This is a genomic window from Rufibacter soli, from assembly GCF_054781795.1.
The window spans coordinates 583,803-599,984 of sequence record NZ_BAAGTS010000002.1 but is presented as its reverse complement, the minus strand read 5'-3'; the positions used below and the strand labels follow the sequence as shown (position 1 = coordinate 599,984).

13 protein-coding genes are annotated in these 16,182 nt (G+C 50.5%); 5 read left to right on the top strand and 8 right to left on the bottom strand.

The genetic code is table 11. The features are described from left to right. Positions 1-21: 21 nt before the first annotated feature. On the bottom strand, positions 22-258 hold the full coding sequence (locus ACYVJQ_RS04510; RefSeq protein WP_048919546.1) for an acyl carrier protein: 237 nt from the start codon (positions 256-258) through the stop codon (positions 22-24). 177 nt (positions 259-435) lie between these two features. Between ACYVJQ_RS04510 and ACYVJQ_RS04505 the strand changes: the two genes are divergently transcribed. Together ACYVJQ_RS04505 and pyk are read left to right on the top strand one after the other, a co-directional pair. Further along, entirely contained in the window at positions 436-861 is a 426-nt protein-coding gene (locus ACYVJQ_RS04505) for an IPExxxVDY family protein (RefSeq protein ID WP_460891866.1), read from the top strand. A gap of 3 nt (positions 862-864) precedes the next feature. Continuing rightward, positions 865-2,295 (top strand): pyruvate kinase, encoded by a 1,431-nt coding sequence (pyk, locus tag ACYVJQ_RS04500; RefSeq protein ID WP_460891865.1) that lies wholly within the window; start codon positions 865-867, stop codon positions 2,293-2,295. A gap of 383 nt (positions 2,296-2,678) precedes the next feature. On the opposite strand, the gene rpsT is transcribed toward pyk, so the two are convergent. Next, positions 2,679-2,936: a 30S ribosomal protein S20 gene (gene rpsT / locus ACYVJQ_RS04495; protein WP_048919543.1), complete on the bottom strand. Its 258-nt coding sequence runs from the start codon at positions 2,934-2,936 to the stop codon at positions 2,679-2,681. Between the two features lie 581 nt (positions 2,937-3,517). On the opposite strand from rpsT, the gene ACYVJQ_RS04490 reads away from it, so the two are divergent. After that, on the top strand, positions 3,518-3,934 hold the full coding sequence (locus ACYVJQ_RS04490; RefSeq protein ID WP_460893582.1) for a BrxA/BrxB family bacilliredoxin: 417 nt from the start codon (positions 3,518-3,520) through the stop codon (positions 3,932-3,934). 175 nt (positions 3,935-4,109) lie between these two features. Here the strand turns inward: ACYVJQ_RS04490 and ACYVJQ_RS04485 are convergent, their stop codons facing one another. From ACYVJQ_RS04485 to recQ, 3 genes are all read right to left on the bottom strand, one after another. Further along, complete coding sequence (locus ACYVJQ_RS04485) at positions 4,110-5,399, bottom strand: acetyl-CoA hydrolase/transferase family protein (RefSeq protein ID WP_460891864.1); 1,290 nt, start codon at positions 5,397-5,399, stop codon at positions 4,110-4,112. A gap of 129 nt (positions 5,400-5,528) precedes the next feature. Beyond that, entirely contained in the window at positions 5,529-6,833 is a 1,305-nt protein-coding gene (gene purD, locus ACYVJQ_RS04480; protein WP_460891863.1) for a phosphoribosylamine--glycine ligase, read from the bottom strand. A 171-nt stretch (positions 6,834-7,004) separates the two neighbouring features. Beyond that, positions 7,005-9,182 (bottom strand): DNA helicase RecQ, encoded by a 2,178-nt coding sequence (recQ, locus tag ACYVJQ_RS04475; protein WP_460891862.1) that lies wholly within the window; start codon positions 9,180-9,182, stop codon positions 7,005-7,007. A gap of 73 nt (positions 9,183-9,255) precedes the next feature. Between recQ and ACYVJQ_RS04470 the strand changes: the two genes are divergently transcribed. Further along, positions 9,256-10,224, top strand: a complete 969-nt coding sequence (locus tag ACYVJQ_RS04470) for a KpsF/GutQ family sugar-phosphate isomerase (protein WP_460891861.1) — start codon at positions 9,256-9,258, stop codon at positions 10,222-10,224. A 1-nt stretch (position 10,225) separates the two neighbouring features. Continuing rightward, positions 10,226-11,302, top strand: coding sequence for a mannose-1-phosphate guanylyltransferase (locus tag ACYVJQ_RS04465; protein ID WP_460891860.1), 1,077 nt, complete (start codon positions 10,226-10,228; stop codon positions 11,300-11,302). Between the two features lie 83 nt (positions 11,303-11,385). Here the strand turns inward: ACYVJQ_RS04465 and ACYVJQ_RS04460 are convergent, their stop codons facing one another. The 3 genes from ACYVJQ_RS04460 to ACYVJQ_RS04450 all read right to left on the bottom strand — a co-directional run bounded on the left by ACYVJQ_RS04460 (position 11,386) and on the right by ACYVJQ_RS04450 (position 16,095). Beyond that, positions 11,386-11,796: a hypothetical protein gene (locus ACYVJQ_RS04460; protein WP_460891859.1), complete on the bottom strand. Its 411-nt coding sequence runs from the start codon at positions 11,794-11,796 to the stop codon at positions 11,386-11,388. Between the two features lie 192 nt (positions 11,797-11,988). Beyond that, positions 11,989-12,804, bottom strand: a complete 816-nt coding sequence (gene rlmB / locus ACYVJQ_RS04455; protein WP_460891858.1) for a 23S rRNA (guanosine(2251)-2'-O)-methyltransferase RlmB — start codon at positions 12,802-12,804, stop codon at positions 11,989-11,991. A 288-nt stretch (positions 12,805-13,092) separates the two neighbouring features. Next, complete coding sequence (locus ACYVJQ_RS04450) at positions 13,093-16,095, bottom strand: glycosyltransferase family 117 protein (protein ID WP_460891857.1); 3,003 nt, start codon at positions 16,093-16,095, stop codon at positions 13,093-13,095. Between the last annotated feature and the right edge of the window lie 87 nt (positions 16,096-16,182).

The following is a 16,182-nucleotide window of genomic DNA, read 5'->3' as shown; positions in this document are numbered from 1 at the left end:
GAAAAGGAGAAGGTGCAAAAACTATTTTGCGTGCTCTTCCAGGTAGCTGATCGCTTGGCCTACCGTTGCAATATTCTCAGCTTGATCATCTGGAATAGACACATTGAATTCTTTCTCAAATTCCATGATCAATTCTACGGTATCAAGAGAGTCGGCACCCAGGTCGTTTGTAAAGCTAGCCTCAGGCGTTACCTCAGATTCTTCAACGCCTAATTTGTCAATAATGATAGCTCTTACTTTTTCTGCGATTTCTGACATTTTTTTAGAAGTTTTTTAAAACACAATGCAAAGAAATAGATTTGGCAACACAATGTCAAACAAATTGTGCGCAATAGTTTTATTATGGCACATTTCTGTAACGGGTACTTGTGTTTCCAATTCCCTTCTTTAACTTGCCATCCTAATTACCAACTTCACAACAGAGTACCCCATTCCATGAAATCTTTCCGTCTAGACATAGAACATGATTTTGATTTCAATCTTTACGGGGTGGTTTCTTCTAGTAAAGAGTATACCCTGGCCTGGGCCCTTAACCAATGTTTTAAGATACGGCTGGTAAAACAAGCCGACCTCTGCATTGACTTTCTGCATAAGGGCCGTTTGGTTATTTCTAACTACCTGCACCGCGCCGACCACGGCACCCTACGCTTGCTGCGCAACCGGTCTGTGGGCACCAGCACGCTGGCCTCTCCTTTTCTGGTTCCAGATATTAAAGAGTATGACTACGTTATTCAGATAACTGGCGGGCTCACCCATTTACAGCAAGAACTCCTCCAAACCCTAAACGCCGTACCGCTGGTGCAGTACGTGCGCTCCTTTGACCCACATTGTTTACGTTTTAAAGAAAACCTGCTTTTTTAGCGCATGGCTATCCATTTCAACAAAACCAAGATTATTGCCACTGTTGGCCCCGCCAGCAACACCCCTGAGCGCCTTCGCGCCCTAATTCAGGAAGGGGTAGACGTTTTCCGCCTGAACTTTTCTCACGGCACCCATCCAGAGCACTTAAAGGTAATTGAGGCCGTACGGGCCATCAACGCCGAAGAAGGTTTTAATATCTGCCTGGTGCAGGACTTACAGGGCCCCAAGATCCGTTTGAACGACATTGAGAACGGAGCCGTAGAAATTGTGGCCGGCCAGCAAGTAACCATTGTCTGCGATAAATCTGTAGGCACTTCAACCCGCCTATCTACCAGTTACCTGCGCCTGGCGCATGATGTTCGCCCTGGTGACGCCATTCTGATTGATGATGGCAAACTGGAACTGACCGTTATCAGCACCGACGGCGACAAAGAAGTTTTGACGGAGGTAGTATACGGTGGCGTGGTAAAACCCCGCAAAGGCATTAACCTGCCAGACACCGTAGTAACGGCCCCGTCCCTTACCGAGAAAGACATTCAGGACCTGCACTTCGGGTTAGATAATGACGTGGAGTGGGTGGCGCTTTCCTTTGTGCGCAAGGTAGAAGACATCCATGAGATCAAGCGCATTATTGCCGAGCGCGGCAAAGACACCCGCGTGATTGCCAAGGTAGAGAAACCTGAAGCCATCCGGAACATTGACTCTATCATTGAAGCTACAGACGCCGTCATGGTGGCCCGTGGTGACCTTGGGGTAGAAATAGGCATGGAAGAAGTGCCTATGCTACAGAAGATGATTGTGGAGAAATGCCAAGCCATTGGCAAGCCCGTGATCATTGCCACCCAGATGATGGAAAGCATGATCACCAATCCGCGCCCTACCCGCGCCGAGACCAATGACATTGCCAACGCCGTTATGGACGGGGCTGACACCTTGATGCTGAGCGCAGAGACTGCCGCCGGTGCCTACCCTATTGAGACCATCCGGAGCATGAACCGCACCATCCAGTCTGTAGAGTCGCAGGCCGAGGTGTTTCACCGCAACTTTGTCTATAACCCAGAGGCTGACACGTTCTTTAATGACACTGTAGTAGCCAGCGCCGTAGGCCTGGCTCGCGACACGAACGCCCGGGCCCTCATCGGCTTGACCAAATCTGGCTACACTGCTTTCCAACTGGCCAAGCACCGCCCCAAATCGCATATCTTCATTTTCACCGATAACCGCGCGCTGTTGAACACTCTAAACCTGGTTTGGGGCATTAGAGGATTCTACTATGACCGTTTCGTGTCTACAGATGACACCATCTCTGACCTGAAGGAGATTCTGCTGCGCGAAGGCCACCTGGAAAGAGGTGACGTGTTCATCAACATCGGTTCTATGCCGGTAATGGAGAAGAAACGTGCCAACATGATCAAGTTGAGCATTGTCCATTAGAAGACGGTAGCTGCTAGATTTAGTAGCCAGACTTTTTATAAAAGAAGAAGGCCAGTTTCCTTAGAGAGACTGGCCTTCTTCTTTTAATATGGTTAAGGTGATTTAGATTCTGCGTAGGGGCGACGCCTAAATCTTCTGTGCTTTTATAGCCACAGGCAAGACTTTCCGTTCAGGCAACCTTACACCTTACAGCCTTCACGAGTAGCCAAAATAGCCCGAAAGCTCACCTAGGATAAACGAAACCACTACTCTTCATCCTTTCTGTTTTAAGCCTACTTTTCAAAAAGTGGGCTTAAAACAGAAATTGCCCCAACACAAAAAGCCTTGCATATAGCAAGGCTTCTAATGGTTTACCCAAGAACGGTAAATACTACCTAAAGAAACTAGGCAGCTAAGCTATTTACAAATTTAGCCAGCTTTGATTTGTTGTTGGCCGCTTTGTTTTTGTGGATAACATTTTTCTTGGCCAGCTTATCCAGCATACCAGATACCGTCTTGAACAGCTCTTGCGCCTCAGCTTTGTCGGTTGTGTTTCTTAAACGCTTTACAAAGGTACGGGTAGTTTTCGCCTGATAGCGATTCAGCAAGCGTTTCGCGTTGTTAGATCTGATTCTCTTTAATGCTGACTTATGGTTAGCCATGGTTGTGAATATAGATAAATGCTTTTGACTCTGATTCTAAATGAGTTTGCAAAACTACAAGCTTGCCCCTTAAATTCCAAGAAACTTCCTTAAAATTTAATCCGGGTCCGCTTGTTTCTGCCCTATGCAAGGAGCATGCAACGGCAAATGGGCCTTGATCCCCGTTTTGCCCTGCAAAGGTAACATTTCTGCAAATGTGGTTCTAGCTTTGCCACAAAAGTTTTAAGAAAGGTTTCCACATTTGCCTTGACGGGCTCCTAAGGCAGACCGTGCCGCCTGGAAAAGTTCGTCCAGAGAGCTACTTAACAATATTGCTTTTTTAGAGGTAACCCCGCGTTTACCTTTTTGCTTGAGGCAGAAAAACTACGGCCAATTTACAGGCTTTCTCTCTTCCAAATTTCCCTTACACCGCCACTCACTTGTCAGGTCCGTTCCCGCTCTTTATCAAAGCCAGACCAGTTTCCGGGCAAAGAATAACTATCCTTTTGGAAACCAGAAAGGTGGGTGTGGTGTTTTGCCCTTGATTTCGTAATTTTACGGCATAAACAGAATTCACCTTAATAGTATCTGTACCCATGGCAATGTACCCTGAATATATGGTAGCCCCTATCCGGGAAGACCTTACCTCTGCTGGTTTTGAGCAGTTAATGACCCCTGAAGAAGTAGAGGCTGTATTAAACCAAAAAGAAGGCACCGTATTGGTAGCCATCAACTCTGTGTGTGGTTGTGCCGCCGCCAAGGCCCGCCCAGCCCTTAAAATGGCAGTGGCCAGCACTGACCAAAAACCCGCCAAACTGGTAACCGTGTTTGCCGGTATGGAAGGAGACGCCGTATCCAAAGCCCGTGAGTTTATGCTGCCCTACCCTCCCTCCTCACCCTCCATTGCCTTATTCAAAGACGGTGAATTGGTACACATGATTGAACGCCACCACATTGAAGGCAACGACCTTACCCGTATTGTAGACAACCTGCAAGGCGCTTTCCAGGAGTACTGCTAAGCAGCCCGGTTTCCTAAAACAGAAAGGCCTGACCGTAAAAAGTCAGGCCTTTCTGTTTTAGGGCCGTTTTTAGAAAAAAAGGCTTAAAACGTATTTATAGTTGATTGTTCATTATTGGTTGCTGATTGTTCATTGCTGATCAAACAATAAACAATCAGCAACCAGCAATCAACAATTAAAGAACCTTGAACCGCTCAAAGGCCAAACGCTCTAATTCCGCTTGGTGCGTGGGGTGCGCGATCCTAATCAGTTCCCTGGCCCGCTGCCGCAGGTTCTTGCCATATAAATCGGCAATGCCGAACTCGGTGACAATATAGCGTACGTGCGCCCGGGTGGTGGTAACGCTGGCGCCTGCCTGCAGCATGCTCACGATCTTAGAGGTGCCTTTGCTGGTGATGGAAGGCAGCGCGATGATGGGTTTACCACCATCAGAGAGGGCGGCCCCGCGCATGAAATCCATTTGGCCACCTACCCCAGAGAATTGGTACGTTCCAATGCTGTCGGCGCAGACCTGGCCGGTAAGGTCTACCTCTATGGCGCTGTTGATGGCCGTCACCTTGGGGTTCTGCCGAATAATAGCGGTGTCATTGGTATAAGCGGCTTCCTTCATGACCACCATGGGGTTGTCATCCAGGAAGTCAAACACTTTCTGGGAGCCGTTCACAAAGCAGGAGACAATCTTGTTCTTCAGGATTTTCTTCCTGGCCCCGGTAATCACCCCTTTCTCCACCAACGGGATAATGCCATCTGAGAACATCTCTGTATGGATGCCTAAATCTTTGTGGTTGCCTAACTGCGCCAGCACCGCGTCTGGAATTCCGCCTATGCCCATCTGGAGCGTTGCCCCGTCTTCTACCAGTTCTGCCACCAGTTTACCAATCTGCGCCTCTAATTGGCCTGGGGCCTTGCTGCAATGACCAATAAGGGGTTCTTCTACCCATACCTTAGCCTGGAACCTGCTAATGTGCACCACTCCGTCACCGTGTGAGCGCGGGACCCGCGGGTTTACCTGGGCGATCAGAATCTTGGCGGTTTCTACCGCAGACAAAGCCACGTCTACAGAAGACCCCAGCGTGCAGAACCCATGCTTATCTGGCGGCGACACCTGTACAAGGGCCACGTCCAGGGGCAGAATATTACGCCGGAACAGGAAGGATATCTCACTCAGGAAAATAGGAATATAATCTGCCGTTCCTGCCACCAGCGCTGACCGGATGTTACTCCCTACAAAGCAGGCATTGGTTCTGAAATGGCCACTGTGCTCCGGCTGGGTGTAGGGTGCCGGGCCCTCTGTGTGCACATGCATGACCTCCACGTCCCGGAGTTCTTCGCCGCGCGCTGATAATGCGTTTATGAGCCGGATCGGAGTCATGGCGGCCCCGTGCACAAACACACGGTCACCAGATTTTATCAGCTTTACTGCTTCTTCGGCAGTGGTATAGTCAGGACCTGGAGGCGGTATCATGGGAATGAAATAAGGTTCTTGCTTCTACCACAAAGGTCAGGCTCCTGCTTGGGGTCTAAAATGACAAAGGCCGGTAACATTACCGGCCTTTGTCATTTTAGACCCCGCTATCTGGGCCCCAGCTGAACGCTAAAACTTGGAAGCGGGCAATTTCTTCAGGTCAAACCCAATGTCATGCCTGAAGTAACGGCCTTGCCACTTGACCTGGGCGGCGGCGGCGTTGGCTTTCTTGAGGGCTTCTTCCATGTTCAGGCCTAATCCGGTCACGGCAATCACGCGGCCGCCATCTGTCACCACGCTGCCATCCTGTTGCTGCTTGGTGCCGGCATGAAAACAAAGCGTGTCCTCGGGCAGCGCCTTATCTAAGCCACTGATCACCTTGCCTGTTTCGTATTCCTCGGGGTACCCGCCAGAAACCAGGAAGATGGTGGTAGCAGAGCGCGGGTCTACCTCAATTTGGTATTGCCCCAGTTCATGGTCATGCAGGGCTTTGAACAACTCAAACAGATCTGATTTGATGCGGGGCAGAATCGCTTCGGTTTCCGGGTCGCCCAGGCGCACGTTGTATTCAATCACAAAGGGGTCACCGTTGTAATTCATGAGGCCAATGAACAGGAATCCACTGTAAGGAATGCCTTCTTGCTGCAGGCCTTTTAAAGTAGGTTCTATGACGCGTTCGCGCACTTTCTGCATGAAGGCCTCATTAGCGAACGGCACCGGCGAGACGGCGCCCATTCCGCCCGTGTTCAGGCCCACGTCACCCTCGCCAATCCGCTTGTAATCCTTAGCCTCGGGCAGCATTACGTATTCCTGGCCATCGGTCAAGACAAATGCTGAGAGCTCAATCCCTTGCAGAAACTCTTCAATCACCACTTTATGGCCGGCGGCACCGAATTTGTGGTGCTTGAGCATGCCCGTAAGTGCGAAACTGGCTTCTTCATAATCCTTGGCAATGACCACCCCTTTTCCGGCAGCCAGGCCATCTGCCTTTAGTACCACGGGGTACGCATGCGCCTGCAGGTACTGCAAAGCCTGGTCATGGGTCTCGGCGGTGAAGGTCTGGTAACGGGCCGTAGGAATGCCGTACTTTAGAAGAAACTGCTTGGAGAAATCTTTGCTACCCTCCAGCTGGGCGCCGGCCTTGCAAGGCCCTACCACCAGAATATGCTTCAGGTATTCCTTCTCGGCGAAGTAATCGGCTATTCCTTCTACCAGCGCGGCCTCCTGCCCCACCACCAGCATCATAATGTTGAAATCGGTCGCGAATTTGGCCAGCTCTTCAAAGTTGGTGATGGAAATATCTACGTTGGTCGCTACCTGGGCTGTTCCGGCGTTACCGGGGGCCACGTAAATATGCTCACTGTAAGGGCTTTGACCCAATTTCCAGGCCAAGGCATGCTCGCGGCCACCCGCTCCAATAATCAGAACATTCATACTATCATGGTTAAGACCCGGGCCATTGCCCAGGCAATACAAATAGGTGTTTTTCTGTTTTGGGCCTGTTTTCAGGAAAACAGGCCCAAAACAGAGAGGTTTACAAAGGAAACAAAAAAGCAGGTGCTCACACACCTGCTTTTCATTTTTCTATAGAACCACGTCCATTTTTTAGTTGGCGTACTTTGAGAGGAACTTGATGCGCATCAGGCGTAGGTCGTCCTCCGTGTAATCATCGGTGCCCAGTTCTTTAATGGCGGTGGCCATGCTGTCTGTAGAAGCGGTCATGAAATAGTCAATCACCTCCTGCTGGCGGTCATCATCCAGAACCCCGTCAATATAATAGTCCAGGTTGAGTTTGGTGCCGGAATAGCAGATGTGCTCTATCTCCTCAATCAGCTCAGACATGGTAATACCTTTAGAAGAGGCAATTTCCTCCAGGTCCATTTTCTTGTCTATCTGCTGAATCACGTAGATCTTGAGCTTTGACTTGTTCACCGTGGTTTTCACCACCACGTCTGCGGCGGTGACAATGTCATTCTCCTCCACGTACTTGGCAATGAGCTCCAGGAATGGCTTCCCGAACTTCTGCACCTTGCCCATGCCCACCCCGGCAATATGCGCCAGGTCTTCTCTGGTGGTTGGGTAGGTAGTGGCCATCTCTTTGATAGACGGGTCCTGGAAGAGCACGTAAGGCGGCAGGTTCATGTCCTTGGCCAACTTCTTGCGCAGGGCCTTGAGCATGTCAAAGAGAACGGCGTCATGCCCGGCCGCAGCCTGGGTTTCCTCTTTCTCTTCTTCCTGCTGCACTTCCTCGTCAAAGTTGTGGTCCTTGGAGAATTTGATGGCGTGAGGGCTTTTCAGGAATTTCTCGCCTTTCTCGGTGAGTTTTAACACGCCAAACGCTTCAATGTCTTTCTCCAGGTAGTCAAACAGCAGGGCCTGGCGCACAATGGAGTTCCAGAATTGGGGTTCCTGCTCTTTGCCCACGCCAAACACTTCTATCTGGTCATGGCCGTAGCTTTCTACATATTGGTCTTTCAGCCCGATAAGCACATGGACCAGATGCTCAATCCCGAAGCGCTGGTTGGTCTGCACCACGGCCTTCAGGGCATAGGTGAGTTCCTGCTCGGCTTCAAACTTCTCTTTGGGGTGCACGCAGTTGTCACAGAAACCACAGTCTTTGTCATACTGCTCGCCAAAGTAATGCAAAAGCTGCCGGCGACGGCAAACCGCAGAGTCGGCGTAAGAGGCCATTTCCTGCAAAAGGAGTTTGGAATTATCACGCTCCGTTACGGGTTTGTCTTTGCTGAATTTCTCCAGCTTGACAATGTCATCATAGCTGTAGAACATGAGGCAGTTGCCTTCCAGGCCATCACGGCCGCCCCGGCCGGTTTCCTGGTAGTAGCCCTCAATGGACTTAGGCGTGTCATAATGGATCACGAAGCGTACGTCTGGCTTGTCAATGCCCATGCCAAAGGCGATGGTAGCCACAATCACGTCTACGTCTTCGTTCAGGAACGCGTCCTGGTTGGCCATGCGCACGTTTCCGTCCAGGCCGGCGTGGTACGGCAGGGCCTTAATGTCATTCACCTGCAACAACTCAGCAATCTCCTCTACCTTCTTGCGGCTGAGGCAATAGATGATCCCGCTCTTTCCTTTGTGTTTCTTGATGTACTGGATGAGCTGCTTCTTGGTGTTGTGCTTGGGCCGCACCTCATAATACAGGTTGGTACGGTTAAAAGAAGACTTGAACACTGAGGCGTCATCCATCTGCAGGTTTTTCTGGATGTCCAGCTGCACCTTAGGGGTGGCCGTGGCCGTAAGCGCAATGATAGGCAGGTTGCCTATGTTGTCAATAATGCCCCTGATCTTGCGGTACTCAGGCCTAAAGTCATGGCCCCACTCAGAAATACAGTGCGCCTCATCAATGGCTACAAAAGAAACCTTGGCCTGGCGCAGGAAATCAAGGGTGTCTTCTTTGGTTAAAGACTCAGGGGCCACGTACAATAACCGTACATCACCGCTCACGGTCTCTTTCTTCACTTTGTTCATCTCCGCTTTGGAGAGTGTGGAGTTCAGGAACTGGGCATTCACCCCAAAGGCGTTCAACTGGTCCACCTGATTTTTCATAAGCGCAATAAGGGGTGAGATCACAATGGCGGTACCTTCCATTGCCAGGGCGGGCAACTGGTAGCAAAGTGATTTACCGGCGCCGGTAGGCATGATCACAAACGTGTTCTTGCCTTCCATGATGTTCTGGATAATCGCCTCCTGGTTTCCCCTGAATTGACTATAGCCGAAAACTTCCTTTAATTTGTCCTTTAATGATTCTTGTTTTACTAACATGAAAAGAGCTTGTTGTTGCAAACAAGTGTTATAAGTACTATCCTTTTGTTGTCTTGTCTAATACAAATCTAACTTGAATATCACGAAAAATATCAAAAGCATTGCAAAAAATGTCTTGCAAGAAGAAGCTGCTGCCCTTCTTAAGCTAACAGACTACATCAATGATGATTTTGAGCACTGCGTACAGGCCATCCTGAATTTACACGGAAGAGTGGTAGTAACGGGTATAGGCAAGAGCGCCAACATAGCCGCCAAAATTGTGGCCACCCTTAACTCTACCGGCACCCCGGCCCTGTTCATGCACGCCGCAGATGCCATTCACGGGGACCTGGGCATGATCCAGGCCAATGATTTCGTGATCTGCCTTTCTAAGAGCGGCAACACCCCAGAAATAAAAGTACTGGTGCCGCTACTCAAACGCAAGGGCACCCAACTAGCCGCTCTAGTGTCTAACGTTGATTCCTACCTGGCCCAGCAGGCCGATTTTGTGTTAAATGCCACCATTGAGCGCGAAGCCTGCCCCAACAACCTGGCGCCCACTACCAGCACCACAGCACACCTGGCCCTAGGCGATGCCCTGGCCGTTTGCCTGCTGGAAGCCCGCGATTTTAGCAAAGAGGATTTTGGCGCCCTGCACCCGGGCGGATCACTTGGCAAAAAGCTTTACCTGAAAGTAGAGGACATCTATAGCCTGAATGCCGCACCCCAGGTAACGGAAGACGCCACCCTTAAGGAAATCATCATTGAGATCTCTTCCAAAAGATTAGGCGCCACCGCCGTGTTGGATAAGGTTGGTACCTTAACCGGTATCATCACCGACGGTGACCTACGGCGCATGCTTTCTAACTTTGACAACCTCTCTGGCATTATCGCCAAGGACATTATGACTCCTTCGCCGCTGACCATTGACTGTGACGCCTACGCCGTGGAAGCCCTGGCCACCATGCAGCAAAAAAACATTACCCAGTTAATTGTCACGAAAGGCGGTACCTTTGCAGGATTCGTGCACCTGCATGACTTACTTAAAGAAGGACTTGTATAACATGAACAATAATACGTTTGTCGTGATCATGGCGGGGGGAATTGGCAGCCGCTTCTGGCCCTTTAGCCGGGTACACCACCCCAAACAGTTCCATGATGTCTTAGGCACCGGCGAAAGCATGATCCAGACCACTGCCAAGCGGTTTAGGAAAATTTGCCCTCCTGAGAATATTTACGTGGTCACGCACCGTGATTATGCCGCCCTGGTACGGGAACATTTACCTGAGTTATCTGAGCACCAGATTCTGCAGGAGCCTATTGGCCGCAACACGGCGCCTTGCATTGCCTACGCCTGTTTTAAGATTGCCAAGAAGAACCCCAACGCCAACATCGTGATCGCGCCCTCAGATCACGTGATCCTGCGCGAAGAGGCCTTCATAAGTTGCATTCAGGAAGGACTGCAAGCCACGGCTACCTCCAATATTTTAGTCACGCTGGGCATTAAACCCACCCGGCCAGACACCGGCTATGGCTATATCCAGTTCCTGACAGATACTGACCATGTGCTTAAAAAGGTAAAGACCTTCACAGAAAAACCGTCACTGGAGATTGCCCAGATGTTTATTGACAGCGGCGAGTTTGTCTGGAACGCCGGTATTTTTATCTGGAACGCCCAAACCATTCTACAGGCCTTCAGGGAATACCTCAGTGACATGGCGGAAACGTTTGAAGAAGGCAATGCCGCTTTTGATACTGACCAGGAAGAGGCCTTCATCAATAAAGCGTACTCTCACTGCCGCAACATCTCCATTGACTACGGCCTTATGGAGAAAGCCAACAACGTATATGTGATTCTAGGCGATTTTGGCTGGTCTGACCTGGGCACCTGGAACTCACTTTATAGCCTGTCTGAGAAGTCACCGGAGGGGAACGTGGTAGACGGCAACGTGCTGCTCTATGACGTGCATAACTGTATTGTAAAGACGCCCCAGAACCAATTAGTAGTCTTGCAGGGCCTGGAAAACTACATTGTAGCCGAACATGACAATGTTCTTATGATCTGCCGCCGCGAGGAGGAGCAGAAAGTAAAGGACTTTGTGTCTGATGCCAAAGCCATAAAAGGCCAGAACTACATTTAACGTAATCAGTTCTTTCTAAAAACTAAAAAGAGCGGGTTTCCTGGTGTCAGGAAACCCGCTCTTTTTATGTACTATTTTCAAGTTTACTCCTGTTTCCTGGTTAATTGGTAGACATCGGTTTGGGTTCCCTGCTGGCGGGTGAGCGTAACAGTGCCGCCAGTGCTTTGCAAAGAATAGGTGCCTTTCAGGATGAGGGTCCAGTCAAAGTTTGCCGTCCAGAAGTTCTCATCTTCAAACGTAATGTCTTTCCCCTTTATCTGGTAGGTACCGGAGCCAATAGCCGGGTACGTAGGCGTATCGCTGTTGCCTTTGAACGTGTTTCCTTTTATTATCAGCGTTACCTGGGCTACTTTAGGCGGTGACTTGGTTTGAGGGTCTGTTCTGCTAAAGGTTCCGGTATAGGTGCCTTCTGGCAGAGTAGCGGGATCATCATCTTTCTCCAAACAGGAAGCGAAAAGGAAGGCGAGCAAAAGAAAGAGGAACATGTTTTTCATAGCCACGGCTTTTCTTAACAGACCCTTTGCCAGGCAAAAAGGCTGCATCTGCCTCCCCTAATGTAAGATTAATAACGCGAATCGGGGTAACGCAATTAAATGCCAAAAGCCGTTTTGGGCCTGTTTTCTTAAAAACAGGCCCAAAACGGCTTTTGCTTGATTAGAAAAAATCTTTATAGCAATCAGACTAACCTAATAGCCTGCCTTTCTCTGGCGCATGGTCTCAAACAAAACAATACCACTGGCCACCGACACGTTCAAAGACTGTATCTGGCCTACCATGGGTATCTTCACGCGTACATCGGCGCGTTTCAGGTACTCCGGGGAGATACCGTCTTCTTCAGAGCCCATTAATATTGCAATGGGGCCGGTCAGGTCAACGCCCGCATCTGTCAGGTTATCTTCGGCTTTCTCGGTACAGGCTACTACCCGTATGCCAGACTGCTTCAGGAAATGCAGGGTATCTTTCAGGTTAGGCTCGCGGCAAACCGGAATCAGGTTCAAGGCGCCTGCCGAAGTCTTCAGGGCATCGGCGTTGATCTGGGCAGCCCCACGGCTGGGGATTACAATGGCATGGGCGCCCATACACTCGGCGTTACGGGCTATGGCGCCAAAGTTACGCACGTCAGTTATGCGGTCCAGGACTACCAGCAGCGGATCAATGCCTTTCTCAAAGAGTGAGGCCACAATCTCATCTAGCGGCGAGTAGGAAATGGCAGAAAGATAGGCTACTGCGCCCTGGTGGTTTTTGCGGGTGAGTTGGTCCAGCTTTTCGCCGGGCACCAGGGAAATAGGAATATCGGCGGCCTTGGCCAACTCCGTGATTTCCTGGCTGATGCTGTGCTTCACCCCTTTTAACAGATAAATCTTTTCCATGGTTTTTCCGGCGTGCAACGCTTCCAGAATAGGCCGAAGCCCAAAAACCATTTCCATTTTATCTGCCTTGGGCTGGGTGAAATGACGGGGCTTTCCGCCGCCTTCCCTATCTCTGTAATTTCTGTTTTCCATGAATATGCTATTATGCGGGGCAGACAAACTTGTTCCCTGCCTACTCCACAAAGGTAGCCGTATTTCCGCAGAAAAATATACTCCTGAAAAGCAGTCCGCTTTCCTCTTCTCTGGAACGCCAATTCTACCCCCTTGGCCTGGGTCAATATCAGAGTGAATAGCCAGGAGGTCCATTCCTGTTTTAAGCCTGTTTTGGCCAAAACAGGCTTAAAACAGGAATGCTCACAAAAAAGCTGGCTACAAAAAAGGCCGGTATTGCTACCGGCCTTTTTCTGTAATACAAGTGCATTATCTGCCCATCTGGCTGTAATGCTGCATAAAGTTCTGTTCTATCTCGGCGGCCTTTTCATTCATGCCAACTTGGCGGGCCACCTGAATGAGTTGCTGCATAATAAAGAGGTTGATCCTGATCTCGGTCTCAAACACAGAGCTCTGGTTCAGGAAGTACCGCAGGGCCTTGTCAGACCGCGCTGACATCACATTCACGATTTCCTGGGCCCGCTTCTGTTCCCCTACCTGGTACAACGGCACCACATACGGCGGAATGTAATAGTCATACGGGATAGACTTGTCTGGCAGTTTAGTGAAGACGTAGTCCATGATTTTCTTGGCGGTGGCCTTGTCTCCAGCCTTCAGGTACTCAACGGTCAACTGGTAGTATTTGTCACGGGCGTTGGCTGGGAAGCGCAGGTAGTTCTCATCATAGAAGATGTCTTCGCGGTCCAGGTTACGCCACGAGAACTTATTCATCATGTTGTCATACATGATGTCTTTGGCGATGTAGCCCGTCTGCTCTGGATCTCTGGCCAGTACCGGTACTATGCGGTAAGCCAGGCCTTCCAGTTGCAGGTAGTTCTCCAGCCCCAGGAAGTCTGAGTTGTCTGCCGTGGTGGAGAAATAGACCGGACGTTTCCAGTTGTTATTGGCAATAAGATCCAGCATGGCCAGGTGCTTCTTCTCCAGACCGCCTTGCTTTATGGTCCAGCGCATTTGGCTCACAATAGAATCTTGGTAAGCAGCTGGTACAGCGTTGGCGGCAATCACTGCTTGCTTGTCTATGTTCAGGAAGAAGTTCTTGGTAGGGAAAGACAGGTACGTACGGCCAGAGCGGTCCCCAATCTGGAGGGCCTGGTGGTTCTGTTTCACCAACTGGATGTACTGCTTGAGGTCAATACCGCCAGCCACTTCAGGGCGTTCTACATATGGCAGGTAATCATTGATGCCCTGACGGTAGTTCTCGTTCTCCAAAATCATAGGGAACGGCTCAGATTTATAGGCCTGGCGTTTCATCTGGTCCAGATACCAGTCAGTGTTCATGTAGCTGAGCACGGCTACGCGCACATCGGTCCTGAAGCCTTCCACCTCCTGGGCGTACCAGAGCGGGAACGTGTCATTATCGCCGTTGGTGAACAGGATGGCGTTTGGTGCTACGGAACTCAACAAGTTTTTAGCCGAATCTACGGAATGGTAGCGGTCAGAGCGGTCATGGTCATCCCAGCCCTGGGCGGCCATCACGCCTGGTATGAGCAAGCCCACCAAGGTAGCCACTCCGCCGGCCAGTACGTCAGACTTCAAGAGCTTGCGCAGGAAATCAGCAAGGGCCAATACCCCCAGACCAATCCAGATGCAGTAGGCGTAGAAAGCCCCGGCAAAAGTGTAGTCCCGCTCGCGCGGCTCAATAGGCGGCTGGTTCAGGTAAATGACAATGGCAATACCCGTAAAGAAGAAGAGCAGGCCCACGATAAAGGCATCGCGTTGCTTTCTCCTGATCTGGAAGATCAAGCCCAGAATACCCAGGGCCAGGGGCAGCATGTAGAAGTTGTTGCGGGCTTTGCTTTCGGCTACGCGCTCGGGCAGGCCGTCATTGCTCTCCCACGGCCAAAGCACACCAGACTGCTGGATATCGCCTTCGCGGCCCACAAAATTCCACCCAAAATAGCGCCAGAACATATGGCCCATCTGGTAGTTGAACAGGAAGCTGAAGTTTTGGCCCATGGTTGGCTTTTTGCCTTCCTGCACGTCTACCCATTTCTTGTACTGAGCAATATGGCCCGGCTGGTTGCTGTACAGGCGCGGCAGCAAGGTTTTGTCTTTAGAGTCATAAACCGCCTCTATCTTGCGCTCTACCTCAATATATTTGTCTTTGCCTTTAATGTACTGGGCAGCGCCCGGCTCCTGGCCAATAGGCTCAGCGTTGAACTGCGGCCCAAACAGCAACGGACGGTCCCCGTACTGTTCGCGCTTGAGGTAAGAGACAAAGCTCACAATGTTCTCTGGGTCATTCTCATCAATGGTGGGGTCATACCCAGACCTGATGGGAATGATCATGTAAGACGAGTAACCGATCAGCACAAAAATGAAACTCAGCAACGCGGTATGCAGCGTGCGGTTGCCCTTTCTGATGGAATACCGTACCGCCCACACAATGGCAGCAATGAACAGCGCCACAAAAAAGATAACCCCGGCGCCAAACGGCATCCCGAAGCTGTTTACGAACAACACCTCAAACCAACCCGCCACTGACGGTAAACCCGGGATAATCCCTACCAGCACAATGCCTAAGATAAGGGCACTCACCACCAGCGTGATGATGGCGCCTTTATTGGAGTATTTTCTAAGCCGGAAGAAGAAGATGAAGGCCAGGGCCGGAATGGCTACCAGGTTCAGCAAATGGACACCAATGGAAAGACCCACCATGTAGGCGATTAGAATCAACCATTTATCTGACATGGCGTCATGGGCACGCTCCTCCCAACGCAACATAGCCCATACCACAAAGGCGGTAAAGAAAGAGGAAAGCGCATATACCTCGGCCTCTACGGCAGAGAACCAGAAAGAATCAGAGAAAGTGAACGCCAGGGCGCCCACGGCGGCACTGCCCATAATGGCAATGGTCTGCCCCAGGGTTGGCTCCACCAGATGATCATCCTCGGTTACTACGGCGGTACCCACCGTGGTTTTGGCGACGGATGGTACTAGTAATTTGCGGGCCAGAATGCTAATGGTCCAGAACAGGAAAAGCACCGTAAAGGAGCTGGAAAGGGCAGAAAGAAGGTTCACCCACCACGCCACCTGCGACGGATCACCGGCAAACATGGAGAAGATACGACCCAGCAACAAATAGAATGGTGCCCCGGGAGGGTGCGGTACCAATAACTTATAAGAGCAGGCAATGAACTCTCCGCTGTCCCAGAAACTGGCGGTTGGCTCTAAGGTGAGTACGTACGTGATGGTTGCCACCGCAAATACCAGCCAGCCTACCAGATTGTTGATCCGATTGTATTGACGCATGATGTGTTTAGTATTGAACTCTCGAAATTAGTAATTTTCTGAAAGCGTAGGCGCAGCTTACGCCAATAAATAAAAAAAGAGCCAGCT